19 protein-coding genes, 1 tRNA gene and 3 pseudogenes are annotated in these 26,402 nt (G+C 66.3%); 10 read left to right on the top strand and 13 right to left on the bottom strand.

Going from position 1 to position 26,402, the window contains the following annotated elements; all coding sequences use genetic code 11:
• Nucleotides 1–238: 238 nt before the first annotated feature.
• The 5 genes from R2B38_RS28690 to R2B38_RS28670 all read left to right on the top strand — a co-directional run bounded on the left by R2B38_RS28690 (nt 239) and on the right by R2B38_RS28670 (nt 5,090).
• Nucleotides 239–439: a hypothetical protein gene (locus R2B38_RS28690; protein ID WP_318018821.1), complete on the top strand. Its 201-nt coding sequence runs from the start codon at nt 239–241 to the stop codon at nt 437–439.
• Between the two features lie 629 nt (nt 440–1,068).
• Nucleotides 1,069–2,838 (top strand): DEAD/DEAH box helicase family protein, encoded by a 1,770-nt coding sequence (locus R2B38_RS28685; protein WP_318018820.1) that lies wholly within the window; start codon nt 1,069–1,071, stop codon nt 2,836–2,838.
• Between the two features lie 32 nt (nt 2,839–2,870).
• Complete coding sequence (locus R2B38_RS28680; RefSeq protein WP_318018819.1) at nt 2,871–4,361, top strand: hypothetical protein; 1,491 nt, start codon at nt 2,871–2,873, stop codon at nt 4,359–4,361.
• Between the two features lie 38 nt (nt 4,362–4,399).
• Nucleotides 4,400–4,750, top strand: a complete 351-nt coding sequence (locus tag R2B38_RS28675) for a hypothetical protein (RefSeq protein WP_318018818.1) — start codon at nt 4,400–4,402, stop codon at nt 4,748–4,750.
• Between the two features lie 157 nt (nt 4,751–4,907).
• A complete protein-coding gene (locus R2B38_RS28670) occupies nt 4,908–5,090 on the top strand; it encodes a hypothetical protein (RefSeq protein ID WP_318018817.1) in 183 nt (60 codons plus the stop codon).
• A gap of 117 nt (nt 5,091–5,207) precedes the next feature.
• On the opposite strand, the gene R2B38_RS28665 is transcribed toward R2B38_RS28670, so the two are convergent.
• Together R2B38_RS28665 and R2B38_RS28660 are read right to left on the bottom strand one after the other, a co-directional pair.
• Nucleotides 5,208–5,537 carry a hypothetical protein gene (locus tag R2B38_RS28665; RefSeq protein ID WP_318018816.1) on the bottom strand — a complete coding sequence of 110 codons (330 nt, stop codon included), beginning with the start codon at nt 5,535–5,537 and terminating at the stop codon, nt 5,208–5,210.
• 2 nt (nt 5,538–5,539) lie between these two features.
• Complete coding sequence (locus tag R2B38_RS28660) at nt 5,540–5,884, bottom strand: IMP cyclohydrolase (RefSeq protein WP_318018815.1); 345 nt, start codon at nt 5,882–5,884, stop codon at nt 5,540–5,542.
• Nucleotides 5,885–6,064: 180 nt separating this feature from the next.
• On the opposite strand from R2B38_RS28660, the pseudogene R2B38_RS28655 reads away from it, so the two are divergent.
• Nucleotides 6,065–6,756: pseudogene (locus tag R2B38_RS28655) on the top strand (DNA-directed RNA polymerase subunit alpha); the annotation flags it as partial.
• 21 nt (nt 6,757–6,777) lie between these two features.
• Here the strand turns inward: R2B38_RS28655 and R2B38_RS28650 are convergent.
• A complete protein-coding gene (locus tag R2B38_RS28650) occupies nt 6,778–8,739 on the bottom strand; it encodes an ATP-binding protein (RefSeq protein ID WP_318018814.1) in 1,962 nt (653 codons plus the stop codon).
• A 284-nt stretch (nt 8,740–9,023) separates the two neighbouring features.
• Between R2B38_RS28650 and R2B38_RS28645 the strand changes: the two genes are divergently transcribed.
• Nucleotides 9,024–9,287, top strand: a complete 264-nt coding sequence (locus tag R2B38_RS28645; RefSeq protein WP_318018813.1) for a CopG family transcriptional regulator — start codon at nt 9,024–9,026, stop codon at nt 9,285–9,287.
• A gap of 262 nt (nt 9,288–9,549) precedes the next feature.
• Here the strand turns inward: R2B38_RS28645 and R2B38_RS28640 are convergent, their stop codons facing one another.
• The 7 genes and pseudogenes from R2B38_RS28640 to R2B38_RS28610 all read right to left on the bottom strand — a co-directional run bounded on the left by R2B38_RS28640 (nt 9,550) and on the right by R2B38_RS28610 (nt 20,003).
• Nucleotides 9,550–10,428: a hypothetical protein gene (locus tag R2B38_RS28640; RefSeq protein WP_318018812.1), complete on the bottom strand. Its 879-nt coding sequence runs from the start codon at nt 10,426–10,428 to the stop codon at nt 9,550–9,552.
• Between the two features lie 147 nt (nt 10,429–10,575).
• Nucleotides 10,576–13,233 (bottom strand): WD40 repeat domain-containing protein, encoded by a 2,658-nt coding sequence (locus R2B38_RS28635; protein WP_318018811.1) that lies wholly within the window; start codon nt 13,231–13,233, stop codon nt 10,576–10,578.
• Between the two features lie 884 nt (nt 13,234–14,117).
• Nucleotides 14,118–15,875, bottom strand: coding sequence for a hypothetical protein (locus R2B38_RS28630; RefSeq protein WP_318018810.1), 1,758 nt, complete (start codon nt 15,873–15,875; stop codon nt 14,118–14,120).
• Nucleotides 15,872–16,999 (bottom strand): caspase family protein, encoded by a 1,128-nt coding sequence (locus R2B38_RS28625; RefSeq protein WP_318018809.1) that lies wholly within the window; start codon nt 16,997–16,999, stop codon nt 15,872–15,874. Before R2B38_RS28625 ends, R2B38_RS28630 begins: the two co-directional genes overlap by 4 nt.
• Nucleotides 16,996–18,219 carry a hypothetical protein gene (locus tag R2B38_RS28620; protein ID WP_318018808.1) on the bottom strand — a complete coding sequence of 408 codons (1,224 nt, stop codon included), beginning with the start codon at nt 18,217–18,219 and terminating at the stop codon, nt 16,996–16,998. The genes R2B38_RS28625 and R2B38_RS28620 overlap by 4 nt, the downstream gene beginning before the upstream one ends.
• 241 nt (nt 18,220–18,460) lie before the next feature.
• Nucleotides 18,461–18,862 (bottom strand): annotated as a pseudogene (locus R2B38_RS28615) (transposase family protein); the annotation flags it as partial.
• Nucleotides 18,835–20,003, bottom strand: a pseudogene (locus tag R2B38_RS28610) (tyrosine-type recombinase/integrase). The pseudogenes R2B38_RS28610 and R2B38_RS28615, both read right to left, overlap by 28 nt.
• A gap of 262 nt (nt 20,004–20,265) precedes the next feature.
• Here R2B38_RS28610 and R2B38_RS28605 point away from each other — a divergent pair.
• From R2B38_RS28605 to R2B38_RS28595, 3 genes are all read left to right on the top strand, one after another.
• Entirely contained in the window at nt 20,266–21,666 is a 1,401-nt protein-coding gene (locus tag R2B38_RS28605) for a hypothetical protein (protein WP_318018807.1), read from the top strand.
• Between the two features lie 886 nt (nt 21,667–22,552).
• Nucleotides 22,553–22,643, top strand: a tRNA-Pro gene (locus R2B38_RS28600).
• Nucleotides 22,644–22,958: 315 nt separating this feature from the next.
• Nucleotides 22,959–23,525, top strand: a complete 567-nt coding sequence (locus R2B38_RS28595) for a hypothetical protein (RefSeq protein ID WP_318018806.1) — start codon at nt 22,959–22,961, stop codon at nt 23,523–23,525.
• Between the two features lie 100 nt (nt 23,526–23,625).
• Here the strand turns inward: R2B38_RS28595 and R2B38_RS28590 are convergent, their stop codons facing one another.
• The 3 genes from R2B38_RS28590 to R2B38_RS28580 all read right to left on the bottom strand — a co-directional run bounded on the left by R2B38_RS28590 (nt 23,626) and on the right by R2B38_RS28580 (nt 26,369).
• Nucleotides 23,626–23,853, bottom strand: a complete 228-nt coding sequence (locus R2B38_RS28590) for a hypothetical protein (protein ID WP_033282142.1) — start codon at nt 23,851–23,853, stop codon at nt 23,626–23,628.
• Nucleotides 23,854–24,018: 165 nt separating this feature from the next.
• Nucleotides 24,019–24,591 (bottom strand): lamin tail domain-containing protein, encoded by a 573-nt coding sequence (locus R2B38_RS28585; RefSeq protein ID WP_318018805.1) that lies wholly within the window; start codon nt 24,589–24,591, stop codon nt 24,019–24,021.
• 329 nt (nt 24,592–24,920) lie between these two features.
• Complete coding sequence (locus R2B38_RS28580) at nt 24,921–26,369, bottom strand: glycoside hydrolase family 16 protein (RefSeq protein ID WP_318018804.1); 1,449 nt, start codon at nt 26,367–26,369, stop codon at nt 24,921–24,923.
• Nucleotides 26,370–26,402: the final 33 nt, after the last annotated feature.

The raw sequence follows: 26,402 nt of genomic DNA, 5'->3' as shown, positions 1-26,402 counted from the left end.
CGGATGGCGACACACGTAACCTAATACCGACCGTGCCGCACACCTCGGGCACCGGCGCCACTTTCGCTCGAAAACCCCATGCGACCTGCCCGAATGTGCCAAAGAGCACACCAAAGCGCACACGGTCTGGTGGGTCGTTGCCGTTTCCGCCTAACTGCCTGCTGCCCCGCTTGGGCCATCGAACGCACGACGGATGTTCGAGAGCCGCTGGTCCGACTACAGGCCCTGGAGACATCCGGTGACGCGGTTGCTGTTCGTCAGGGCGGACCTCTCGGCTGGCCCGGTGCCGGGCGAACAGGTGCCGGGCCTGCTCGGCGGCCTCCGCCGGTGCGACAGCGTGGGTCTACGGCTCGTCGAGGCGGGTGATGAGCGCGACGTCGGCGCCCTCGGCCAGCAGGTCCCACCAGCCATCGGGCACGGCATCCAGCGGCTGGAGTAGGGTCTCACCCTGCCCGACGCAGGTCAGCCGGGCCGCCGGGCCTCCTTCACCTCGCAATCGTGGACGGACGCCTCACACATGCGGGCGGTCTACCGGTCAGAACCGGGCCGCTTCGTCGGCCAGGTCGGCGTCGAACACCCTGCGGTACAGCGTGCCGTGACAACTGCCATCCTCGTCGACGAGTATCGCGTCGACCGGATGCCGAAGCCCTGCTCGGTGATCGGCCGGGCGAGTACCGCCTACGGCCCTCTGCCGTCCACCGGCGTGCGGTATCCGTCAGTCCACGCATCGCCCTCACCCTCCTCGCTCCGGGCCACAGCTACCGTCAGCGTGGAGAAACAACCTGGTCAACAGCACTCGTGTGGCAGCAATTCTAGTGAGGAGACCTGAAGCCCGATCGACCTGCCTGCCGCGACCTACCATGGTGCGCCCAGCCTCGGCGTCACGAGGAGTGAGCGCTTGCGATCCACGTGCACGGGGCCCCACAGAAGGCGATCAGCAGAGTGCGGGGGCAGATCGTGGCTGGTGAGCCTTCCTCCACAGCCGGGACCTCCGGTTGCGTCCGTCCTGGGCACGCGGATCTTGATGGTCACCGCCCCTCCCCTGTCCCGGCTCGTTACCCTCCCTACGTGACACTCGATGCCCGGCGAACATTTACGCGCCAGGAGACGTGGCGTGCATGGCAGTTGCAGGGCCGCGTCTGCAATCTCTGCAGGCGGGATATCCCGTTCGACCTGATGCAGGGCGACCACATCGTGCCGTGGAGCCAGGGCGGACCGACCAGCAGCGAGAACCTCCAGGCGATCTGCGGCTCCTGCAATCTCCGCAAGGGCAGCACGGCACAGTCGGTCGTGAATGTCCGCTTCTCCGCCGACCTGCTCCGCCCGAGCACGGCACCCTTGCGCCCGTGGCAGGCAGACGCCATGCCGACCGTCCTCTCCCTGCTGGGTCGCGAGCCCGTGCTGGTCGAAGCGTGCCCGGGTGCGGGCAAGACGCGTTTCGGCCTTGAAGTGGCTCATGAGCTGGCGGCGAAGGGGCAGATCTCACGCGTTCTCGTGGTCGTCCCCTCGCTGGCGATCGCGGACGGTTGGGCACGCGCATGTTCGGTGGCAACGCCGGGGGCGCCGACGCTGCCGCTGCGGACGCAACGTGACTGGCGGGCCGTCGACCCCATCGGGGACGAGTGGCTCGGAGCGATCATCACGTACCAGTCGCTGTTGTCATCCACTGAGATGTTCTTGGCCCACGCGACGGATCCGGGCCAGCAGACGCTGGTCATCTTCGACGAGGTCCACCACGCGGGCGCCGACGCGGCCTGGGGCATCTCGGCCCAGGAGGCTTTCGCAGCGGGCACGTGGGGGATTTTGTCGCTCAGCGGCACACCGTTTCGCACAGGCCGCGACCCGATCGCGTTCGTACCCTCCGAGGAGGGCAACGCCCGCCCCCACTACCGCTACTCGTACGACCAGGCCATCATCGACAGTGCCTGCAGGCCAGTTCAGTTCGTCGAGGCCCGCGGCGAGACGACCTTCCGGACCCCTGACCACCGGACCCACTCCGTCACCTTCGACGACACGGAGGTCACGCAGGTCCGGGAACGTGGGCGTCTTCGTGCCGCGATCGAGTGGATTGGTGAGGGCTCGATCGCCGAGCGGATGCTGATCGATGCCAACCAGTATCTTCTCAGCCTGCGACAGCGTGGAGACACTGATGCCGCCGGTCTCGTCGTGTGCATCGACTGTGATCACGCGGCCCGAGCAGCGGGTCATATGGCTTCCCGGGTGCTGGGTTTCCGTCCGGTCGTCGCCTGTTCCAGGCTCCATGACGAGAACGATCCCGACCCGGCGAACGCGATCCGCGTGTTCCGCGCCTCGCATGATCCGTGGATCGTAGCGGTGAACATGGTTTCCGAAGGCGTCGACATCCCCAGGCTGCGCGCGGTGGTCTACCTGACGAACCGTCTGACCCTTCTGTCGTTCAGACAGATCGTCGGGCGTGTGGTGCGCACGGACCCGGCGAATGTCGACGACCACGGGCGTGTCTATCTCCCAGCGGATCCCCAACTGCTCGGCATGGCGCGACGCATCACCGAGAACGTGGACCTGCTTCCGCCTCCCCTCGTCATCGTCACGGACGGAGAACGTGCCCTCAGGGTTGGCAGCGGCAACGGAGGTGACCAGGCGAGGGGTTCGTTCGAGGCACTCAACACGGTCGGCGAACAGGGGGGCGTGTTCGACACGGGCGGGCGCGACGCGCATGCCGACCTGGTGGCCTGCGCGCGATTGTTCATCGAACGCGAGGGTCTGACGGGTACTGACCCCGAATCCCTGGCCCTGGCGGCCGTCGACGCGCCGGAGCTGCGTCAAGCGCTGCTCGCCCTGCAGCAGAGGCCACGATGAGCGCTCGCCAACACGCCGGCTCCTCCGGCCCGATGATCATTCTGATCGGCGGTCCGATGACTGTCGATGACGGATCGTCGCTTGACTCACGACAGCCGGTCGACCAGGACCCCACCTCTCATGTGACGCAGGTGAGTCTCGCGACCTCCCTGTTGTGGTGGCTTACGGCGTCCTCGCTCGTCGGTCGCCTCCTCGATTCGGCGGGCGAATCGGCATTTGCCCTGTTGGTCGGCCGGCGATCGGTGGTCGAGCTGCGCCACGACGGGAGTCTGCGTCGTACCGGGCTTCGCGCCGTGCTGCCCGGTGGCACGACAGAACTGGAACTGACCCGTACCTCGTTCGACGAACCACTGCCGGACAGCTATACCGAGGCACACAGGCTCGAGAGCTGGGATGGCACCGTCATGGGAACCGTAGGGTTCAAGACCGCTGCCCCGAACCGCCGATGGCGTTTCCTCAAAGGAAACGAGTTCTACCTCGACAAGGCCGGAGAGAGAATCGGAGCCGCGGTTCTCATCGACACCAGTGAATCACTCACCCACGACGGCGATCTTCTCCCGGACCGGTATGCGGCCTTCGAGCAGCGACGCCTCATGAAGAGCAACAGCATCCTCGTCATGCCGCACACCCACCGGAGCGAATCACTGGTGCGCGGCTATCTGGCCTGGGTGCGAGGCGGTCGGCCCGCTGCCGAGAAGATCTCCGCTCCGATCACGGCGTGGGATCCGACAGCTCCGCCGGACCCGGTCCACTACACCTGCCCCGTTCCGATCGAGGCGCAGTTCGGTGTCACGGGGCTGGTGCAGGACGGCGAGTGGCGTGATCCATCCGATCTCGAAGCCGCCCGGGTACTGCTTCAAGCGCGCTACGACCTGAAGATCGGCATCTGGGACCTCGTGGGAAATCCCACGCTCAGGAACACACTGTTGTCGTCCGCCCCTCTAGCCGCAGCTCCGGCACAGGCCGCTCCCATTCCCGTCGGCGCGGCCCAACGCGCGCAGAGGAGCGTCGCCGCAAAAGCCGCAGAGAAAGCAGAGGCCGAGCATTCCCTGGATCAGATTGCCGCATCCTTCAGGCGGTTGAAGCCGCTGGGCTGGAAACGTCCCGCCGAAGGACACGGCATCATGCACCTGCCACTTACGGACAACTACCCACAATGGCCGGGGGACGACCCTTGCCCCCTGGTCCAGCTGACGTTCGAGATCAGCAAACGCCAGGCGACGGTGAGTGCGTTCACCATCCTGTACAACCAGGTCGACATCTCACAGTACATCGCAGATCGGCATGAGACTTTTGAGAGGATCGCCGCTCCGGATCTTTTCCCGCTCCCGCTAGGCAAAAGCTCACACCTGGTCCTGTGGCGGGCGCCAGGTGGCTGGGCTGACAACGTAGATTGGGCAGACCGGGCTGCCGCGCTATCGGAACGCACTCTCCACTGGCGTGCAGCGCTCCAGGACCTCTGCAACCAATGCAAACACGCGCATGCGAAGAAATTCCAGAGGCACCCACACCCCTTTCTATAGGTGCGGAACAGGACCAGTCGCCCGACCGGGGAGCTCGAATGGCCAACAGCACGATAGCCATCGTAGAAGCGGCGTTTCAGTACTACAGGTCACAGGACCGCGACGCGGCCTTCCCGCTCTACGCCGGCGATTTCACGTTCACGAGTCCGCAGGACGATCACATCGACAAGACGGTCTTCTTCGAGCGGTGTTTCCCGACCGCCGACCGGTTCAAGGAGCAGCAGTTGCTCCACGTCACTCCCGCAGACGAAGAAGTCGTCTTCGCCTACTACGAGTACGAGCTCACGGCAGGCGGCAGGTACCGCAACGTCGAGGCGTTCACTGTCCGGGACGGGCTCATCCAGGAGGTGCAAGTTTTCTTCGGCGGCGAGGTACGACACGACCGATGAACCCATGCCACCGCGGCCCGGGCCGCGGTGGCCCCGTAGAGGCGTGCCATGGCTACGGCAGAGCCCGGTCTCCAAGACGCCTACACCGAACCGCACTTCGACACTTCCGCCCTCAGGTGATCGACGTCCAGCGCGACCTGCTCTCCGAAGTCCCGGCATGCCGGGCACCACGGAGATCCTGCCCGCACTGCGCCGGATCGTGTCCGCCTTCGCGCCGCGGGACGCCTGGTCGTGCACGTCGTACGCCTCTACGAGGAGGGCAGAGGCAACGCCGATCTGGTGCGGCGGTGTCTGCTGGAGTCGGGGCACGGATCGCCGCTCCGGGCACGGCGGGCAGTGAGCCGGCCGACGGCCTCTGCCATGCAATTCCCCACCCTCTGGTCTGGGTCCTGCGGCCTTGTAGTGATCTTGCTGAGCGGATTTCCCGGTGCTGAGCCTTAGGGCTCGGCGAAGAACGTCAGACGCGTGTGCGAGAGGTTTGTCGGATGCTGGAACCCGCCAGGTCTCCGGGTGCGAAGACAGCCGCGGCAATGCGGAGATGTGGCGGCAGCGCCGACCACAGCTCGTCGAGGAGGTCGCTGTGGGTCTCGGCAGTGGTGCGGATCTCCGTGAACGGGGCACCGGTGGCGACCTCCTGTCCGGACGAGTGGTAGGTCGTCATGAGTACTCCCTCGCTGGGAGGCAGGTCGCTGATGTGCAGGGCGAGCCGGTTGGTGGCGGTGCGGTCCCCGGCGCTGTGCCGGGCGGCGCCGAACCAGGCTTGGCCGCCTTCGTTGTCCGCGATCACGGTCAGGCGGGGGGGGTGAAGATCGGCGGGTCGGGTTCGTAGTCCAGTCCGTCCAGGGCCGGGAGCGGAGCTTGTCCGGAGGCGAGTCGGTCGGCCACAGTGGAGACCTGCTCTCCGTTGCCGAAGACCAGCCAGTTCGGACTCTGACGCGCGGCGACGTAGTGGCGGAGGTGGTCGTGTTCGCGCGCGTCGGAGGGAGTGACGATCAGTTCGCCCCTGGAGGTGCGGTGCAGGGTGCGGGCCTGGGAGGCGGGGCTGCGCCCGGTGAGGAAGTAGGCGCCGAGCGTGGTGCCGTCGCCGGTTGTGCACCACAGCACGCCGCGGCCGGGGTAGTGGTTGTCAGCCAAGACGTTTTTCAGCAAGTCCACTGTGGTTGTGCCCCTTTACATGATGGCTTCGCGTCGCGAAGTCGGCGGTGATATCCAAGCGGATCAGGGCGCATCCAACCCGCCCGTCGCATGGTGTCCCGGTCCCCGCGTCTCGCGTGAGGACCGTCGCGGAGCCGGATCCCGAGCCTGCTCTAATCGGGTCTGGTCACCGCCGCCGACATCGCGCCCCCGGCCGGTGTCGAGGTGCACAACCCCGTCCTCGCCACGCCCAACGGCAAGGGCAAGCTGGAGATGGAACTGACCGTCGAGCGCGGTCGCGGCTACGTCTCCGCCGTGCAGAACAAGCAGGTCGGCCAGGAGATCGGCCGGATCCCGGTCGAATCCATCTACAGCCCTGTGCTGAAGGTCGCCTACAAGGTCGAGGCGACGCGTGTCGAGCAGCGCACCGACTTCGACAAGCTGATCGTCGACGTCGAGACCAAGCAGGCGATGCGGCCTCCGCGGGCAAGACCCTGGTGGAGCTGTTCGGTCTCGCCCGCGAGCTGAACATCGACGCCGAGGGCATCGAGATGGGCCCGTCCCCCACGGACGCCGCCCTTGCCGCCGATCTCGCCCTGCCGATCGAGGAGCTGGAGCTCACCGTTCGGTCGTACAACTGCCTCAAGCGCGAGGGCATCCACTCCGTGGGCGAGCTGCTGGCCCGCTCGGAGGCCGACCTGATGGACATCCGCAACTTCGGTGCGAAGTCCATCGACGAGGTCAAGGCGAAGCTGGCCGGCATGGGCCTGGCCCTGAAGGACAGCCCGCCCGGATTCGACCCGACCGCCGCGGTCGACACCTTCACCACCAACGACGCGGACACGCGGTTCGTAGAGACCGAGCAATACTGAACGGTGCGCCACGCCGGTCAATCAGCCATGACTGCCTTCCGAGGATGGTGACGCGTCGGGACCGTCGCTGAGACTCGGCGGTAGGAACTGGGCGTGCTTTGAACGCAGGTATTCCACTCCGTCATCATGATTAGCCCGGTAATCGAGACTGCGTTCCACAAACTTCAGCCGGTGCCGGGCATCATTGATCACCTCGGACCAGGTACGCACCTGTACGCGATGGCGGTCGGTACGCTGGATGTAGCCGAACGGCAGTCCCGTCTGGTTCCGGCGGGACTCGGCGAACTCGTCCAAGGTATTGCCGATGATCCAGAAATCCCACGAGACGTTCGGCTTGTTGAACCGTTCGTCGCGCATGACGGCGAGCGCATACTTTTCGATCTGCGTGAGTTCGTCCGCGCCGATTACCTCACTCGGCCGCTTCAGCTCGACGACGATGTTCTCAACCCGGTCTTGCGCGATCTCGCACGTGCGGGTGAGTACAAGATCGGGAATGGGATTGGTGCCATCATGACGCAGCACGGGCTGCGCGTGGCCGGTGAGTTCGACGTCGTCGCCGAGGAAGTGAAGATACTTCGCGAGTACCTTGGTCAGGGACTCGTCGTCACCGGTCAGGGCGTATTCCTCGCCGAATACCCATGTCTCGTTGGCCAGGATCCGGTGAAGCTGCCGCCGCTCCAGCGTCTGGCGCCGCGGCTCTCTGTCGAACAGTATCGTGTCGAGTCCGGACAGGAAGCTGAGCCGGTCCCCGATCCTCTTCGATGTGGCGATGATCGACGAGAGGGTCGTTCTGTTGAGCAACTCGCTGAGTTCGGCCAGGCGTTCCGCTGACAGTTCGAGAACGCTCCTCAAGACATTGTGGAGGTTCCCCGGGTTGGACGCCAGGGCTTCACGGAGGAGCCTCAGGGTGAACTTCCGCGAGCGGAAGTCTCCATCATTGATCACTTTCGACGCACTGAACGCGACGAGGTCGAAAACCTGCCGCTCCGCGTCCTCGGCAGCAGAGGACGACCCTTCACTGTACGGGTAACTGCCCTCCGAAGCCCATTCCTTGATGATCGACCTGCTCTTGTCCGCACTACGGCGCTTGAAGTGCTCACGCAGCTTCTCTTTTGCCACCGCAACAACGGAACTCATGGGCTCCAGACCGGATTCAGCGAGCAGCACATCATGCCCTCGGAACCCATCCCACTTGAGATATGCGGTGAAATCAAATCCGGGTGCCTGAATTCCGGGCTTGATATCGTGGAGTGCCATGCCGGCCTCATCGCACAGATACAAGGCCCGGTCGACCTGGCGACGCCACTCGATGACAACGAGCTGCGGCCGGTCATCCAGTCCTTCGACCTCCAGATCGTATTCCTCGCGTTCGACCTGCAACGCAGCCGGATTGAGTTTCTGGCCGCGCCACGAGATCTCCACCTGCCGGTAGGATTCGAGATAGATCGCGAATTCGGCCGAGAGGGTGTCGATCAGCGAGTCCTGCTCAAGCTGCTTACCCGCCACTTCATTGACCGAGACAACCGAGACCGTGGTGCCGACGTCTCCCTCGGCCGGAGCGGTGGTGATCTCGAAGCGGCGCAGGCTGTGCCGCTCGGCGCGGATTCTCGTCTCGGTTGCGGGGTCGTCCTCGTGCACCGTGCACCATTCGACGACATCACCGATGCCGAATGCCGCGAACCGCCCCTTGCCTTGTTCTCCGTGGAGGCGCCGGCCCTGCTGCCGTGTGGTCCGGGTGGTCCTCTTCCACGAGCCCCCCAGCGCGCCGAAGCCCTGCTGTACATCGTCAGGCGACATGCCGTGACCGCGGTCCACGACGAAGACGCGTTCCACAGCACCCAGCTGGCTGAATTCAAGCCCGCCATCGACGACGTCAGCGTCCGCATCGAGGGCGTTCCAGATGAGCTCCGTCAGGCCGGCGCGCGGACTACGGACAAGGCGGGCCAGGTGATCTCCGTCCACCTGCACGGTCAGGGAATGCATGCGTGCATGAAAGCACGAGGTGGACCACTTGTGTCCGACTTCGTCCAGACGCCCGCCGTCTTCCACGCGATCACAACTTCAACGGGCCGACCGCCAGTCAGTGTTCTTGAAGAGCAGCAGTCGAGGTGCTCCGCCGAAGAGCCTTCTGCCCCCGGCCGGAACGCCTCGCCTCTCACAGGTCGCAGCGCCATAGCCTCCGCCGCATGAACGACGGCAGGCACGAGGCACGAGGCTCTCGGGGCCGCACCCCACACTCAGGGAGGATGATGGGCGGGATGAGGAGCATGAGTGAGCCCTCGGCCAAGTACTCGATCACCATGCCGCGCGACATCGCCGAAGCCGCCAGGGCCCGCAGCGGCCCCTCCGGACTGTCCGCCTACGTCGCCGCGGCCGTGGCCCGGCAGATCGAGCGGGACAACCTCAATGAACTCGTTGCCGTCGCCGAAGCCGAGCACGGTCCCGTCACCGACGAGGAGATCCAGGCGCTGCACGACCAGCTCCACCAGGCCCGACAGCAGCAGACGCAGGGCGGGGCCGACGCCGTGTGACCCACCACCCGTACGCGGTAGTTGAGGGTGTCCGCGATGTAGATCCGGCCGAGGGTTCCGAGGTCTGCCACAACGTCCTTGGGGTCGTGGAACTGGGCTGAGGTCGCGTCGTCTCCGTCGCCGCTGAAGCCCTCGGTGCCGTTGCCCGCCACCGTGGTGATGACGCCGGTCGAGGCGGTGACCTTGCGGATCTCGTGGATGCGGGGGCCCTTCAACCGTCGCCGACAGCCGTGGACCATCAACGCTGAAAACGCTCCCCGCCTCAACGAGGCGTTTGGATCCTGTGGATGACGGCAGCGTCGCGGTCAGTGAGCCAAAATCCGCTTCCTGCTGCTGGGATGATGGTGTTCAGTGATTTCGCACCGGGCACGGACCATAGTGTGATCTTTCCCCCTATCGTGATGCGACCGACCCTGGTGGGTGTGGTGAACCAGAGGGCCCCGCCTGGGCCGGTAGTGATGTCGGTCGGCCTTTTGTCGTGTCCTACGCGGTAGATCGTGATCCGGCCGGAGGAGGTGATGCGTCCGATCCCGGTGCGAGTGGTGAACCAAACGGCGTCATCGGGTCCCGATGTGATGCTTTGTGGCACGGTTCCCTGCGGCAGTGACCACTTGGAGTACCGGCTGTCCGTCCCGACCCGACCGATGCTGTCCTTGCCATAGCCTGGGCTGAGTTCGGAAAACCACACAGAGGATCCGTCCGGGCCTTCCGTGATGCCGCGTGCTGGGAACTCGATGTCTTTGGGCAGAACGGCGGTGGTCACTGGGCCTCCCTCGTCGGTGACGCGGGAGATGCTTGCATTCCCCAGACCGCCGTTCGTGTACCACACGGCACCGTCGGGTCCGAGAGTGATCGCGTTGGGCAGCCCAGGGGCCGTTCCTTCCCAGCCGGTCATGGAACCGGTGTCGTCGACTTTTCCGATCACCTCGAAGCCGACGAACCACATCTTCCCGTCCGGGCCGCTCAGGATTCCGGAGGGGTCGTTCGAACTGCCCGGAATGCGGAACTGGGTCACAGTACCGACAGTGGTGACTCGCGCGACCGCCCCGAGGGGAGCCTCGGTGACCCAGAGCTCTCCGTCGCCGGAGAGGGCCAAGTCGCTCGGGCCTGCGTTGGCAGGCAGGCGCACACTCTTGGTCACCTGGACCGTGCGCGCTCCCGTCGTGGAGGGGATGGCCTTCGCTCCCCCTGTGGCGGGGCGTGGACTGTCGGTGCATCCGGCAGCCAGCACGGCGGTGGCGGCCAGTACGAGGATCGCTCGTGTGTTCATTACCCCTCGCGGGTCGGGTCAGGCCGGGCACCGCAGGTCGTCCGGCGCGGAACTGTCCATGTACTGCGTCCACTCGTCGGCTGTGATGTCGCGTCCGGCCGAAGAGCAAGCGATATCCATCCAGGCGGCGGGTTCCAATCGCCAGGTGACGATCTCGCCGGCGGCGGAGGCCAGGTCATTGGCGCTCACTTCCGTGGCGGTGACCAGTTGACTGCCGTCCGGGGAGAACTGCAGCCCGACCGATTCGGCCTTGTAGCCGGTGGGGATCGGCAGGGTGCCGAGCGTGTATCCGGACGGGTAGTGCGCAAGTTTGCCGGTGCCATCGGTCTCCGTCTCAACGATCGCGTCCCGGCCGTTGACAACAGGGCCGTAGGCAGGGTCGGTTACTCCCTGGAGTGTGGTGATCCGGCGGGTGCCATCGGCGCTGCGAACGTCCAGTGTGTCGTCTGCGCGCCGGATGAGCAGACGGTTCTTCATATATGCAACCGCTGTGGTCTTGCCGACTCCGGGGACGGCCCGGAGGCGACCGGAGGCAAGGTCCGTGACGTAGACGGCGTTGTTGCTTGCGTCGTGGACGGCTACGTGGGCAAACGCGGCGTCGATCGAGACGTCGCTCTGGCCCAGCAGAACCGGCCCGCCGTCCGTCTGTGCCAGGTCCGTGGGACCGTTGATCTTCCGCAGAATCCTGCCGGTCTGGACGTCCCTGACCTCAACCGTTCCGGAACTATTGACCTGTACTGCCCTGCGGTTGTCGGGAGCCAGACGGATCATTGCGACTGGGTCGGTGAAGCGCAACGGGTCGTAGGGCACCGGGGGCCACGAGCCGACGACGGGCAACCCGGGTGCCAGTGACCGGATTTGGGCGCTGTCGTCTGCCGCACTGACGAGGACGATCTTCTTTCCGTCGGCTGTCCAGAGTGGAGGGGCGTAGGTGTATGCATTCATGGTGTCCGACTGCTCGACGAGACGGTGCCTGACGTCTGCCCCAAGTTTCTGCACGTCGAGCGAGACACCGTTGCCGTCGACCACGGCGACGTATTGGCCGTCGGGCCGGATCGACAGGCTGGGTCCGGGGCAGGCATCGCATGAGACGGGGATGACTGCGCTTGAAGCCGCGCCGATACGTGAGACCTGGCTCAGGTCCCAGATGGTCAGCAGGTCACCGGACGCCGACACCAGCCGATCACTGCCAGTGCCGAGAAATGCGAGTGTGCCGGCGTTGACCGGCCCGGCGCCCGCCAGTTCCGTGGGGGCTGGAGCCGTTCGTCCCTCCGGGACACTTCCTGCCACGTAGACGGTGGTGTTGACTGCCTGAGCGACCCGGGAGCCGTCGGCGCTGAGTGCCAGCGCAACGGGGTTGTGCCCCTTCGTCCGGGCAGTGAGTGTCGCGCCGTCCAAGCCGGGAGAACCACTGGTTCTCCACAGAGGCAGCTCGGTGTCGGCATTGGTGTACGTGAAGTAGCGGCCGTCGGCGGAGAGGGCAGAACCGTAGTCGTGTACGCCGAAGCCAACGGTGGAGCCGTCTCCCTGTACGAGATTCGGCAGCGAGCGTCGTTCCCAGGTGCCGTACGATCCGTCGAAAACGACGAGTTGGCCGTCATCGGGAATCGCAATACTGCTGGGCGCGATGGACAGGCGCTTGAGGAGGACGGATCTGGTCTTTCCGGTTGTCCTGTCATGGAGCAGCAGGACCGGTGGGGCCATGTAGTCCTTGATATTGGTGGACACGGCCACGAATCGCCCGGACGGGGACACCGCGACGGCCGTAGGCTCCTGGCCGGCCGGAATGCGTATCGCGACAGGGTCTGTCCCGTGTGTGCGGAACACCGCTGATGACTTGTCGATGGCGGCAACAGTCGTGCCGTCGGCGCTGGACGCGATCATTTTGACTGCGTGTTTCAGAGTCAGAGCGGTCTGTCGGCGCCCCTCAACCAGGTCGGCCGAGAGCTTCCAGGCGACCACAGAGCCTTCTTCCGTACCTGCAAAGGCGGTCCGACCGTCTCCGGAGGCCGCGGCAGCGGAGACCGTGCCGCTCGCCTGAAGGCTCCGCGTCAGGTGAGGGCTTGCCGTCACCGCTTTGAAGAGAGCTGCCCTGGTCTGCGGAGTTGGATCCTCTCGGTACGCCCTGGCGGCGAACAACTGTGCCAGCCCTGTGTGACTGTTGAGCAGGTTGCCTGAGACGGAGGCGAGTTTGGTGGCAGTGCTGCGCTGGCTTGCCTCGGCGTTGTCGCTGTGAGAGATGTAGAGGGGCACGAGCACGCCGGCAACTAACAGAGCGGCGGCTGCCAGACGTCCGTAGCGCCACTGTCGGGCGTAGTGGTCGGCTTCCTTGAGTGTCGCGGCGAACTTGACCTGGGCGAAATCCGGGAGGTCTTTGAGGCCCTGGTTGTCGGCTTCGGGAACGATGAGGCGCACGTCCTTCTTGCGCGCTGCTCGGAGTTTGGCGTCCAGGCCCTCGACATGCTTCAGACGCTCGGAGCCATCGAGAGCTCCCGTCACGGCGGCCTTGCGCCGCAGCCCGAAAACCGCTGAGACGAACGAGGCATGGTTGGGACGGCGGGAGATGGGACGGCGGAACAGCTCACGCAGACCTAGGGCGAAGGCCGCGCCAAGGGATCCACCGTCGATGCGCAGCGGAACAGGAAGGTTTTCGGAAGGCGCGATGCTCCAGATCACGCATCTCCCTTGGCCAGGCCAGGGGGACAGTGCCCACGCATGGCCAAGGGCTTCCTGGAACGTCCTGGTGGCACTGTATGAGCCCGCCATGGTGCGCGGATCGGGGTACAGACCTTGCGGCCCATCGGGCAGTTCCCGCAGTTCCAGGTCTGCGACCGCTCCGTCCCGCCGTTCACCTGAGCCCGACTCTGGGCGATCGAAGACCACCGTGAGTCGTACAGCGGGACGTCTACGGGTCTCCGCACCTGCGAGCAGTAGCACGGTCAGGCCGGCCATAGCCCATGACTGGGGGCTCGGTGCGGTGGGGCCGAGACGGTTCTTGGGCGTGACGGCGTAGGAGAGCGGGCCCAGCGCCGCGAGTGCTGCGTCAACCCCCTGCCGCAGGGCCGTTGGGGATCCCTGCAGCCCCTTTGCCGCGGGCGTGAAAGGGCCGGGAGGATGTTCCTCGGGGAGCAGCACGAGGCTGCGGTCCCAGGTCTGAGCCGCGTACTCCAGGGAATCTCCTGGCCCGGGCGAGGCTCCGGCGGGGTCGGCGAGATCCCGGGCCAGGAGGTAAACGAGATCGGCGGGAGCGACGCCCCCTTGCCCTGCGAACATCCCCCAGCTGATGGGAGCCTCATCGTTGACCCACGCACGCCATGCTCCCGCTTGTGCCCCAGACAGCCAGGCAGGATCCTCGCGCAGCGCCTCGCTGCAGCACTTCCACCACAGCTGTTCGCGGCCCATCAAGCTCTCGAAGAGGGCTTGAGGAGCTGTCTCTCCCTCACTGCAGTCGTCGAACAGCCTCTCCACCCGGGCCCGCTCGGGAAGTGTGGGCGAGCCGGGACGTGCCCGCAGTCCCGAGCCTGGCAGCGGCTCATCAGGCGTCCGCAGGACAGACCTTCTCATCCGTACTCCTCGATCACGCGTCTGAGGTCATCCACCAGAAGGCCACCCACCTCACGCCATGCGGCACGGGTCGCCGTGTTGGCGGCGGAGGCGACTGAGACGGACAAGGCGGACGGGTCCCACGTGGACATGCCATCCACCGGCACAGGAGGAGCCGCCTCCCATGGAATGCCAGGGCCGTCGAAACCGGGCAGGCCAACGAGGGCCGAGGAGGGACCGATGGCCCGGCGCACCATGGGTACCAGCAGTTCCCGCTCTTCTCCTTTCCGGCCGTAGCGCAACGTGATGACCGCGGGGAGCGCGTCGAAGTCCCTCAGGATCACCTCGACTTCGAACCTCTCGGTGTCGGTGGCGGCACGCCGCAGCACGAACCTGATCCGGCCATCGGGCGACCATGTGTCCAAAGCGACCCGATCGTCAGTGGCGGCAAGCAGCCCTTCCACTTCCCGTAGGACGGGGAGCGAGAACCACCCGGCGGGCAGGAGGGGCTCACGGCGCCGTGTTCTTCCGCGGCCGGGGAGCACGGCCGGGCCTTCCTGGCCAGTCCCGCTGCGAACCGCGAAGCCGCCTTTGACGGATGCCCCGACGGCATCGGCGACGGGACTGCGAGGAGTGAGCGGGTCGCTGCCGGTGAAGTCCAGAAAAGGGCTCCTCTCGTCCGCCGCTGAAAGAAACCGGTCGATGATCACCAGGGCCGATTCCAGCCGGGGGTCACGCACACCGGCTGCGGCGTCGCCACGGCACAACCGGCGCAAGGCGGTGCGCAGCAAGGCGAGCCCCTGCAGGAATACCGGCAGCCCGCCGTCCATATCGGCGGCGGCGACGAGCCGGTCGCGGATCTCATCGGGGCCCAGGCCATCCGCGTCGTCCCACGCATGCCACGCCGTCAGTAGGGATACGTCCACGGATGAGGGGAACCGAGCGGCCAAGGTCCGCACCCACTGCGCTGCGCGGTCCCGGTTGGGATGACTCATAAGGTGGTAGGCGACCGCGCAACCAGCCACGGCATCCCCCTGACCAGCAGCGAGCCTGGCGGCCACGGCGCCCGCAACGTGGTCGGTGACGGCTAGCGCGGCGTCGAGACGGCCCTGAGCCTGGTAATCCATCAAAGCGCAGGCGTCGGGGTCCGTGGGACGCACAGTCACTTCTGCCCCGGAGCCCGGGGCAGAAGCGGGACGTACGCGCCCGATGGTGTGCCCAGGCAAAGTGACAAACCGTGGAAGCCCCACTCCTTCCGCCACACACAGGTGCACCGGACCGGCGTCGTCCGAGGGGTGACTGACCACGCATTCACCCTTTACCTGGACCGGTCCCAGCAGTGTTCCGACCGTGTCGTAGACGGTCAGTGTGGTGTCAGGGTCGCCCTGAGGTTGACGCAGCGTCTGAGTCGGCTGCTGCCTGTCGCGTCTCACCCGTTGCCGTCGTCCGAGCCACCCTCTCTTGAGTACAGAGCGTGCTCGCCGGTCCACCTCGAACGTCGACACGTCGTCCGTCCCTGTTCCCGGGGAGCCGAGGGCGAAGGCAACCTTGATGGGCTGTGCTTGCTCATCCGGAATGATCACAACGGTGTTCGCTCGGCTCAGGCCCGGGGGGGCCAGACGCACGATGTACGTTCCACTGGGCAGATCGGTCACGTACAACTGTCCGGACACCGTCACCATGCCGTGGGGCTCTCCGGTGTCAACGTTGAGGATTTCTGTGGCCACCGGCGTACCGGGGGGGAGACCATCGACTGCAATGTGCAGGACGCTCACGGGGCTCGCTCCACGTCGACGACGCACTCCAGGTCCGGTGGGTGGAAGGCATGTAACAGCGGTGAGGATGGCAGCGGCGTATAGCTCCGGTCGGGGAAGTCGACTCCGACGGCGTAAACGCCGGCAGGCGCGGTGGCCCGCCACACCATGTCCTCAAGCTTGAGGACAGGCCGGTGGCCGGTGTTTCCTTCGGCGAGGGAGATGTCGGCGAAGGTGGCTGCTCCCTCCGGGGCGCACCGCACGCCAAGCGGGACGTGTGGCGCGCCGTCGAAGAGGTGAAGCGTGCAGTCTCCGAGGACGCTCATCGTCGGTGGTTGCAGTACGGGCGCGACGCCCGTCAACTCGTGGATGGTCCGGTACAGGCCGAGACTGGTCACGCGCCACTGTCCCTCCAGCCTGGAAGCCGCCCGGCCCGCGAGGGCGTCCAGCAGTGCCTGGGTGAAGTCACTGACCGCGTGGGGTGTGCCGCCTGCTGTCCTGCCGTGGACCGAGGCTGATACCACCGTGAGGTCACGACGGGTTTCCGGTCCTTCCACGACATCCGGCAGTGGCAGGGTGTGTGCCTCGCGCAGCTGATCGAGCCTGTCCTTGCGCTCGCGGCAACAGTCCACGAAATAATACTGGTAGGCGGCCTTACAGGTTCGCATCCCCGCTACCAGGTCGATTCGATCGAGTGCGGCATCGAGGATGCGGCTCCTGTTACGAGCGAAGTCCTCCAGCAGCAGAAGGGGGTTTCCGTTGTCGATGCCGTGGCCGCTGAAATAGAAGAGCGCAACGTTCTCCGGATCGGAATCGCACCGGCTCCGCCACCGGTCGACCGCCCGGACCACCGCGTCAGCCGAGGGGACCTCGACATGCATCGACTCGCCGCCGGGGTCGGAGGTTTCGCCGGGGGAAAGCAGCAGATCAACACTGCCGGGTTCGGCCACCGGATGGCGAAGCTCGTCCCTGACCCAGCGGGCAAACGCCGCCGCAGACACGGGCGGGGACGTGAGTTGGTCGTACACGAGCGTGTCGTAGCTAGCGGGCTCGTCTCCACCGTCGAGATGGCGGTATCGGCCCACCCCGATAATCAGAGCATGCACCCGCGGACCGGGGCCGCTGGAGTCCACGAGATAGGTCACCTCTGCGTGTCCCCACCGCCGAAGACTTCGGGTCCGTACCGCAACGGCCCGAGCCGTGCCCCGAGACGGGCGTAGAAAGACGGTAGGAGAAAGTACGCGCTGTGTGCGCGCACCCGACCGGAACGGAAGCTGTAGTCCTCGACTCCCTCGAACACTGGCTCCGCTCTGAAAGACAGCAGATCATTCAGGTCGTACACGTTCACCCATCGTCGCACCGAGCGCGGTCTAGGCAGCCGCAGCCCCGCTGTCCCGGGGACATCGCGAGGATGCGGTGCGAAGAGGCTCAGTTCTTCGAAGAAAGCGACCTGGGAACCCGCTGTCACCAGCAGGTCGACCGTTACTCCGGCGTCTTCCAGCACACCGGTTAGTAGGTCGTAAACGATGTTGCCGCCCATACTGTGGGCCACCAGAACGAAGGGATCTCGTGGCCCTCTGCCAGCGTTTGCCTCCTTGAGGACGTCCGCGAGTTTGTCGCCGATACCTCGGTTGTTCTCCGCCACGGGGGCATTGCGTTGCCGGTAGTACGTCAACACGTCACCGAGGAACTCAGTGAGCGGCGGGAGAAGTCCGGTGCGCAGACGATCGGTGACCGAAGCACCGCTCACCGATACGACCCGCTCACGGATCTGTCTGACGCCTGCCATCAGGGCCGACCGGACACCACTGTCGCCGAACTTCTCGCGTGTCGTCGGCGCGCGTCTGTTGCCATCGTTGAGAATTTGCCCCACTCGCACGACGAACTCCTCGTCGTCAGCGAGCTCATCGAGCCAGCCCGGATGAGGGTCCGCTGCGGCCGCATTCAGTACTACCGCGGAAGCGACCGAGAGTTCCTCGGCACGCTCCGGCGCTGCCAACAGCGCGGCTGCCCACAGGAGATCAAGGGCATCGTTGAGAGATGCTCGTGCTGTGGTAACGAGCATCTCGTCAGGCCGCGCTTCATCTGGCACGAGATGAGAGGTGACCTCCTGCAGCGGTTCACCGTCGCCGCTCGAACCGAAGCGCTCCGCGCCCAGTGCGCGGTTCGGAAGGCTGGCTCCACCCCACGCGAGCGAGGCCCCATCGCCTCCCCAGTACGGCTGAAGGATTTCGGCCGGCCTTCCGCCCTCGCGTGACCAGTCTGCTGTCACGTGTTGGGCGAACAACGCCCGCCGGACCTTGTCCTGCTCCACGTGCGCGCCGTCGATACGGTTCGCCACTCCATGTACAAACACCAGCGGCATTGATGTCGATCCCCCTGCCCCGGCCGGGCACGGGAGTGCCCGAAGGGGTGTCACGGTACAAGGTCGCGGTAGAAGAGGGAGGACATTTCACGTCTTTCAATCCTCACGCGCACCATGTGGTCCTGCCGAACACCTCCCTCAACGGCACGGAAGCCACGTGCGTTGCGGGCGTCGATTTTGTCACCCGATCGAGGGCCACACTGAACGAGTTCGGCGTGGCCCTCGCCTCTGGCGTCATTGAGCGTTGCTTCTTCAGGGTGAGGCCGGCCTTGGTGATGACGCTTATGTGGTTGGGACTGATGCTGGACCTGCGGAAGATCTGCCAGGACTTCAGCCGTGCTATGCCTCGTTCGACAGGTGCCCGGGCCGCGGACAGGGCCCGGTTCTCGGTCCGCTCGGTGAGGGTGAGTTCAACGCCTGGTGGGCGGCGCTGGGCGGTGGTAACGCAGTCGCCCGCACCGATGTAGGCCATGTCGGCGAGGATGGGGACACCCTGGCGCGCGCAGATCCGGAGGATCTTGTGGGTGCGGGCGGCCGTCAGATCGTGGGTCCGGCCCGGCAACGCCGGCGACAGCCACAGAATCTCACCGGCCGGGTCCGTGACAACCTGCACGTTCACCCCGTGCCGCTTGTGTTTCGAGGAGACGCCACGTCCGGTTCGGGTGGCTGGTCGTAGGTTCTCAAGAGCCCTTCGATGCGCTGGTTGTTGATGGACTGCCGGTCGTACAGACACTTCGCGTACCGGCTCAGCAGGACCTCGACGCTGTTGCCGGCCCGCTGGGCGACCTCGGCCGGGTCCGCGCCCGCGCACAGCCACGTGGACAGCGCCGAGTGCAGCAGATCGTACGGCCGCTTCGCGAGCGGAGTCCCGGTGAGAGCGGGCGGCAGGGCAAGGTCACGGCTCTCGTGCCAGACCCGGTGGTAGGTGCCGTAGCTGATAACCCGCCCCTGTTCGGTGAAGAACAACCGCCCGTCGTCGGCCGTGCCGAACGTGGCAACATGCTCGCGCCACATGGCCACCAGACGCGGAGGCAGCGGCACCACCCGCGTTTCCCCCGGAGGACGGTTCTTCAGCCCGCGCTCGTCGTGAAACTCGCCACTGTCGGTCCACCGTTTGCCCGCCTGCGGCCGAGTGCGGTGCAGGATCAACCGCCCCTAACCAGTGCTGGGCAGCCGACAGTCCGGCAACGCGACCGCGACCGCCTCCTCCGGACGCAGACCCGCGTAATACATACCCGCGAAAAATCCGACCAGCCGACGGCCCCTCGCCCTTCGATAGCCGCCGACGTAGGAGACGGCGTCCAGCAGATTCCGTGCCTGGTACGGGTTGGCCACCACCCGCGGGTCCACCGCGACCGTCGGCTTGGGCACCCGCCAGCGGACCCTCTTGAGCGGGTGGCTGCCCAACTCGCCCCGCTCCACGGCGTAATGGAGCGCGTGCACCAGCACCTTGCGCTTGCGACGCATCGTCTCCACCGCCGCCTCACCGCGTCGCTGACCTCGTCCCGGGTCTTCGCCGCCCGCCCGGACCAGTGCGCCCGCGCGTACTCGGCCGCAAACTCATACCAGCTCAACTGCGACGGCCCCCGGGACCCCTGACCAGAGCTGCTCACCTCGGCCAGGCCCACGCGGATAGCCCGCACCAGCTCCGCACCGAACTCACCCGCCAAGCCCGCGACCGCGCTGCCGCCGTCCGGCCGTCCACCATGCGGCTGCATCGGGGATCGGTCGACCGGCTGCTGAGGGCCGAGTGCAGCACCATCGTGATGCCCGTTCAGGTCCATGCCCACCTCCTTCTGATCGGCGGGGGCATGACTGCCCGGCTTATCCACTCCAACATCCCCCGGCAAGAGGGCACTCGGGCGGCGCCTGGTTGACGAGTGCGGATTGTCGGACCTTCGGCACGGCTTCCGCCGTCGCTGGTCACGCCCAGTCCCAGTGTGGCCGGTTGTGCACCATGGCTCACCATGCGCACTTGTATGCGCCCCAATGATCCGAACTACCGTTCCCGGCCGGCCAGGGCACTCGGACACCGTGGGGGAACGCATGGCAAGAACCGCGCGACAGATCTTGAGCGCACTCGCCGACGAGCGGAGCGTTCACGTCCGATCGACGGCAGAACTCGCTGCCCAGGTTGAGTCCTCCACGGCGGCCATCGACAAGAAGCGCCGGGAAAAGGGTCAGGAAGCACTGCGCAGGAAACCCGAACTGCGCACCGTCAACCGGGCCGAGTGCGCCCGGTCCGTCGATCTGACGCCGTGGCAGGTGCTGCACGCCCTGTCGCGCGGCTACATGCTGGCCAGCCAGGGAATAGGACGCGGGCTCGCGGAGCACTGGCTGAGTCTGAAGTTCTGCGAGGCGCTGGACGGCAGTCGCGCCGGCTCCATGGATCTCACCGAGAAAGGCAGCAGCTCCGAGCGCTGGTACAAGGGCATGCAGGCCCGGGAACTGGCCGTCGGCTTCGGACTCGCCGTGGCGGAACACATCGTGCAGCAGCGCTACCCGGACCACATCGTGTCGGTCGTGGACACGAGCACGGTACTGCGAGCCGGATGGCCCCTGAGCGTCTCTCAACGCAACAAGGGCTCACGGCCCCGGCCCGACTACCTCATCGAGGCATGGAAGCCCGGCGAACCGTCGAAAGTCACATTCGTGTCCTGCCGCGGAAACCACCAGAAGCCGAGCAAGCGGACCAGCCGGACCGGCAGCACCACGATCCAGCAGCTGGTCAAGGGCTCCGAGCTGACCGAGGGCATGCAGATCGGCCCGTGGAACACCACACCGTGCCTGATGCTGTCCACCGAACTCACCGGCCAGGGCGGAGTCGTGGTCAACATCCTGCAATCACCCGGCGAGGCACTTCTCCCTCTCCGTGTACCGGGCGCCAAGGGAAACGCCGACGAGGAAATCCGAGACAAGTCCGGAATCCCCTACCCCAACGCCATACGCATACCAGCCAGTGGAGGCAAAAGGGCTCGGACCGTCGACGGCTTCCAAGTGCCCGAGAACGACCTCAGCTGGTTCGGTCAACTCCTGGCCCGCACCGCGACAGCCGGCCTGACCGCATTCGCGGGCGGAGGACCGACCACAGCCCGGTACCTCACCGCACGCCAAGGACAAAAGCACTACGCCGCACCCACGTTCGCCGCCACATCCAGCTACCACGACGCAGACATCGAAGTCGGCGACACGAAATTCGTCGGCACCGACCACGTATTCCGCATGGAGACCGTACGCATCGAGGCATTCTCCGGCATGGTCCCGGAACTGTACGAACTCATCAGAAACGGCCGCGTGGAAGAGTACCGGCAAACGGCCTACGAACTCCGCTCGAAAATGAACACCACCGATGCAGCCGAGAAATGGAACGGCCCGATCTCGTTCCACGGCGACGGCAGCGTCATGGCCCTGAGTATCCTGCCCATCCGCAGAAGGCGTGCACTCTAAATCAACTCCCGACAACGCACGGTCCAGCACAGGAGTTCAGAAGCCCGTCCTCGGTCACGTTCCCCGCTTCGAGCAGCGCAACATAGCCGACGATCGCCGGTTACCGAAACCGGCGATCACGCAGATCATTGATAGTCCACCGCCACCACCTGCCCGCACGTCGAAAGGCCCTGTCCCGAACCAGCCCACAACTTCACACGACAGCGTCTGCATTCACGGCCAGATACGGCCGAACCTTCCAGCGAACCATTCGGGGCACCGTCGGCTCCCCGCGGCCCGCACCTCCGGGGCTACGACGGAAAAGGGGTCGCGGACCTCGCTGCGCAACCCAGCCTCGGAGAGTGCACTGTCCGACCCAAGCCGGCTTTCACCCGCCGGTCTGCAGCCATCGGCAATCCGCCCGGCGTCCGACTCGCATGTTCGCTGTCGGGGCTCGTTCGAGTCCTGCCCGCCAGCCGACGCCACTCACCGTGCCGGACAGGGCAGGGCAGGGCAGGGCAGGGCCGCAGCGCCTGCCCGCAGACACGGCGTCGCCGAGCCAGCGCGCCGAACCCGCCGGAAACAGGAAACTCACCATGGCCACCCGCTCCGGCACATCCCGACAGGTAGCCGTAGGACGCGCAGCCGACCACCGTTTGCCTGGGCACCGCACAGGAGCACCCCTACCGAGCGGGGCGCGCAACCGGCGCACTTCGTTCGTCCCGCGCACTCCGGACCGCCGCCCCGTTCGATTGAAGGGCGCACCATATACCCCCTACGCTTGCCCGAGGAAGTCGTGATCTACGTCATGGCACATGGATCGGCCACCACAGGGAATGATCCGGATAAGACGACCAAACAGGGTATTTCATTTCCGCGGGACATGCGCGGGACGGCGAGCCTGACAGCCCGTCAGGCAAGCGCCTGGCCTGCGAAAACGGCTGGGAAGCCGACGGCCTCGGGAGCCGTGTGCGCAGGTTCGAATCCTGCCGGGGGCACCTTGGATTAGGTGCCTAAAGACCCCGCGATCAGCGCTCCAGCTGAAGACGGGGTCTTCGCGTTTTGTGCAGGCGGGTGTCGATTAGAGCCGCCGTTTGTCAGTGATCACGCTGCAATGGCGTGTTGATCTCGAAAGGTCTCCGGACGGGCGGGCAGGAGTTCTGCGTACCCTGCGCCTGGTCGCGTTGCTCCGCGCGTACTGGGACTCGACCGGCTCACCGTGGCACCAACCGGTGCCATCGATGGCGCCTCGGTCGTCCTTCGGAGGAGGATGCGGCGGGGCGTCATTCAACGAGTCCATGGTGAGGTGGGGGATGAAGGACAGCGAGCCTGAGCGTGAGGCCGGCGGCGGTTCGCCGACACCGCAGGAGATTCGCGAAGCCTGGGCTGCGGAGGCGTACTCCGTCCTCGTGGGCGTGGCGCGCAGCTACCACGCCGTCATCACCTACAAGGAGTTGGCTGAGGAGATCCAGAGCGGGACGGGGTTCCGTACCAAGGTTCGCTTGCATCACTGGATCGGTTCCACGCTCGGCGAAGTGGTCCGTGAGGCGCATCGACGTGGCGATCCGCCACTGACCGCGCTGGTGGTCCACAGCGACGACGGCATGGTGGGCAACGGCTACAAGGAAGTGCTGGAAGTCGCTGGAGAACCGCCGGTGGAGGACGTGTTGGAGCGTGAGCAGCATGCCGCCGATGCCCGGCTCGCTTGCTATCGACACTTCGGAGCGACCCTGCCGCCCGGCGGTGGCGTCCCCGCGCTCGCTCCGAGACACCAGGCGGCCGTCGAACGCCGACGCGAGCGCACCGAAAAGCCTCCGCAGGTCTGTGTCGGTTGCTTCGTCCAGCTCCCCGCGACGGGCGTGTGCGACTCGTGCGGTTAGCCGCTGTGGAGTGGAGCGGAGCGGCCACCGGAACCGTACGGCTCAACACCGACGGCCCCAACAGGGCGGCTGGTAAGTCCACTTGGCTCGGCGGGCTCCGCTACTTGTCCGCCCGGTACAGCTTGATGTCCCTGTTCACGAACAGGTGGACGTAGCCGCAGCGCCAGCAGATCAGGCCGGTGGCGTTCTCGTCGGCCCAGGCCAGTTTCATGAATTCCATGCCGGTGCTGTTGAGGAGGACACCGCGGTCGCGGAACAGATCTCCTTGGCAGACCTGGCACTTGAGCCAGATGTCGCCCACCGCCGCGCGTACCGGTTTCTTCGCCATCGCCTGAACTCCCCGTGCCTGCCGTGTGGTTGGGCCGAGGTTACCCGGGTCGAGATCCGGCGCAGACGTGAGCGGCGCGCCGCCCCTGGCTGGGGCAGCGCGCCGCGGATATCGCAGATGTCACGTCATCGCCTGAGCGTCATGACGTCGTAGTGCGGGTGGTGGTCAGCGGTGGCCGCCGCCGCCGTGACCGCCACCGTTGTGACCGCCGCCACCGTTGTGACCGCCGCCGCCGTTGTGACCGCCGCCGCCGTGGCCCCCGTCGTGGTTGCCCCACGACTTGTCGTCGACGAGGCGGCGGTGGTCGTTGCGGAGGGTGGCGGTGTCGGAGCGGTTGTCCCAGGTGTAGTTGTGGCGGTCCTGGTAGAGGTCGCGGTTGGTGTCGCGGCCGACACCGGTGTGGACGCGGACGGTGGCGTGGCCGTCCAGGCGGTAGTGGTGGAAGGTGTAGGTCTGGCCGTCCTTGTTCGAGAGCTTCCAGCCGTCGAGGTTGACGGCGCTGCGGGTGTGGTTGGTGATCTCCACCCACTCGTTGTTCAGGGAGCGGTTGGAGCGGTCCTCCGGTCCCGGAGAGTCGTACTGCACGCGGCTGATCTCCACGTTCGCCCGGGCCGCGTGGTGGTCGGCAGCGGTCGCCGGCAGTGCCGCCGCGCCGACGAGAGCGCCGGCCGCGAGAGCGGCGGCGGCCAGACGGCGGACGGACACGGAAGGTGAAGAGGTCACGGGTTCCCCCAGCATGGTGCGGGCACCTCCCTGGATACGGCTACGGCCGGATCCCGGGCTGTGCGGTGTGCGGGTGGCGGCCTGTTGGCCGCACACCCACACCTTCTCCACCGGGCGGTCGGGATATGAGCGATACGTGAATCGTGTTACGAGTCAGTCGTGTTTCCGTGACTGTCGCCTGTACCGTCCATTTATGTACGTGATGCACCAGGTTGACGCCCTGGCGAGCGGACGGGCCTTGCCGCCATTGGGCCGGGCTCCGCGTTCGCCAGGGTGCGCCACCCCGGGCCCGCCGGGAGCGTCACCCGAAAGTGAGTAACGGCGGGTCTCCCACCTGCACATTGTTACTGGTAGTAACAGTTCTTCGCCGTTCCTGATGCCGGGTCACCGAACACCCCGTTCGTGCAGGGGGTGCCGCCGTTGAACGACCCGTAGAAGTACTGGCCGTTCGCTCCGTACGCCACCTCGTGCGTGCCCGAGAAGGAACAGGCCCCGTTCTCCGCCGCGCACGTCGTCCACGTCGCGAACGACGGGGGCGGGCCCATGAGGTAGCAGGACTTCGCCGTGCCCGAGATCGGGTCGCCGAACACCGCGTTGGTGCACGGGGTGCCGCCCGGCAGCGTGGCGTAGCGGTACGAACCTGCGGCGCCGTACGCAACCGTCATCACGCCGGAGAACGCGCACGTGTCGTTCTCGGACGCGCACGAGGACCAGATGTTCGATGCCGGGGGTGCCGTCTCCGCGTAGCAGGACTTCACCACTCCGGACGACGGGTCGCCAAAGACCGCCGTGGTGCAGGGAGTTGAGCCGGTCGCCGTCGTGTAGTTGAAGCGGCCGTTCGCGCCGAAGGCCACCGCCGAGGTGCCGTTGAGGGTGCAGGTGCCGTTCTCGGCGGCGCATTGCCCCCAAGTACCGGGCAGGGCTTGGGTGGTGGAGCCTGTGCTGCTGCCCGTTGTGGTGTACGCCGCTACGTAGTCGACGCTCAACGTGCCGCCCGATGTCGTCGAGCCGGACGGCGTCGTGCAGTCGCAGGCCGCGTCGGGGAAGGTGCCGCCCATCGCCAGGTCCAGGATGATCGACTGGTTGTGGTCGAAGGCCGCCTGCCAAGTGGCCGTGCCCACCTGGGACTCGGCGACCGAGTAGTAGGCGTTGCCGTCCAGATAGAACGTGATCGTCTCGGCCGACGTGTTGGTGCGGTCGAGGATCATCGCGTACGTGTGGAAGCCGCTCTGGCAGCCGGAGCAGGCGCGCAGGCCGCTGCTGATGCCCGTGCCCTCGTTGCAGGGGCCGCCCGGTGAGGTGCCGCAGTGGATCGTGCCGGCCACGTCGGAGAGCGCGTTGACGTCCTCCATGATGTCGATCTCGCCGTTCTCCGGCCACTGGCCCGGGCCCAGCATCCAGAACGCTGGCCAGTACCCCAACCCGCTTGAAGGGCTGGGCTGTTGGACGGACGCGGCGACCTCCAGCTTGCCACCCGCCGGTGCGCCCACGTTCGCGGTCGGGGTCTGGATACGGCCCGAGGTCCACGAACTGCCGGAGCCCAGCGCGGTGATGTCCAGGTTGCCGTTGCCGTCGAGGTGGGTGTTGGCGGTGGAGTCGGTCATCGTCTCGATCTCACCGGTCCCGAAGCTGGACCCCGGGCCGGTGTCGTACTTCCAGTTGGCCGATGAAGGAGCCGACCCCGCCGGGCCGTTGAAGTCGTCGGTGAAGACGGAGGACCAGCCGGCGGGGGCTCCGGGGGCCGCCGCCAGCGCGGGCTGGGTGGTCGTGGTGCCGTAGAGCAGGGCGACCATGGGGCCAGGGTCGCCAGCCAGATCAGGCGTCGA

It is taken from the genome of Streptomyces sp. N50 (assembly GCF_033335955.1).
Classification (GTDB): Bacteria; Actinomycetota; Actinomycetes; order Streptomycetales; family Streptomycetaceae; genus Streptomyces.
This window is presented reverse-complemented; position numbering and strand designations above follow the sequence as displayed.

Excerpts from the sequence above, each read along its gene's own strand:
- R2B38_RS28680 (WP_318018819.1), top strand. The coding sequence starts at position 2,871 with ATGATCATTCTGATCGGCGGTCCGATGACTGTCGATGACGGATCGTCG.
- R2B38_RS28675 (WP_318018818.1), top strand. The coding sequence starts at position 4,400 with ATGGCCAACAGCACGATAGCCATCGTAGAAGCGGCGTTTCAGTACTAC.
- R2B38_RS28670 (WP_318018817.1), top strand. The coding sequence starts at position 4,908 with ATGCCGGGCACCACGGAGATCCTGCCCGCACTGCGCCGGATCGTGTCC.
- R2B38_RS28650 (WP_318018814.1), bottom strand. The coding sequence starts at position 8,739 with ATGCATTCCCTGACCGTGCAGGTGGACGGAGATCACCTGGCCCGCCTT.
- R2B38_RS28645 (WP_318018813.1), top strand. The coding sequence starts at position 9,024 with ATGAGTGAGCCCTCGGCCAAGTACTCGATCACCATGCCGCGCGACATC.
- R2B38_RS28620 (WP_318018808.1), bottom strand. The coding sequence starts at position 18,219 with ATGCCGCTGGTGTTTGTACATGGAGTGGCGAACCGTATCGACGGCGCG.
- R2B38_RS28605 (WP_318018807.1), top strand. The coding sequence starts at position 20,266 with ATGGCAAGAACCGCGCGACAGATCTTGAGCGCACTCGCCGACGAGCGG.
- R2B38_RS28595 (WP_318018806.1), top strand. The coding sequence starts at position 22,959 with ATGAAGGACAGCGAGCCTGAGCGTGAGGCCGGCGGCGGTTCGCCGACA.
- R2B38_RS28590 (WP_033282142.1), bottom strand. The coding sequence starts at position 23,853 with ATGGCGAAGAAACCGGTACGCGCGGCGGTGGGCGACATCTGGCTCAAG.
- R2B38_RS28585 (WP_318018805.1), bottom strand. The coding sequence starts at position 24,591 with ATGCTGGGGGAACCCGTGACCTCTTCACCTTCCGTGTCCGTCCGCCGT.
- R2B38_RS28580 (WP_318018804.1), bottom strand. The coding sequence starts at position 26,369 with ATGGTCGCCCTGCTCTACGGCACCACGACCACCCAGCCCGCGCTGGCG.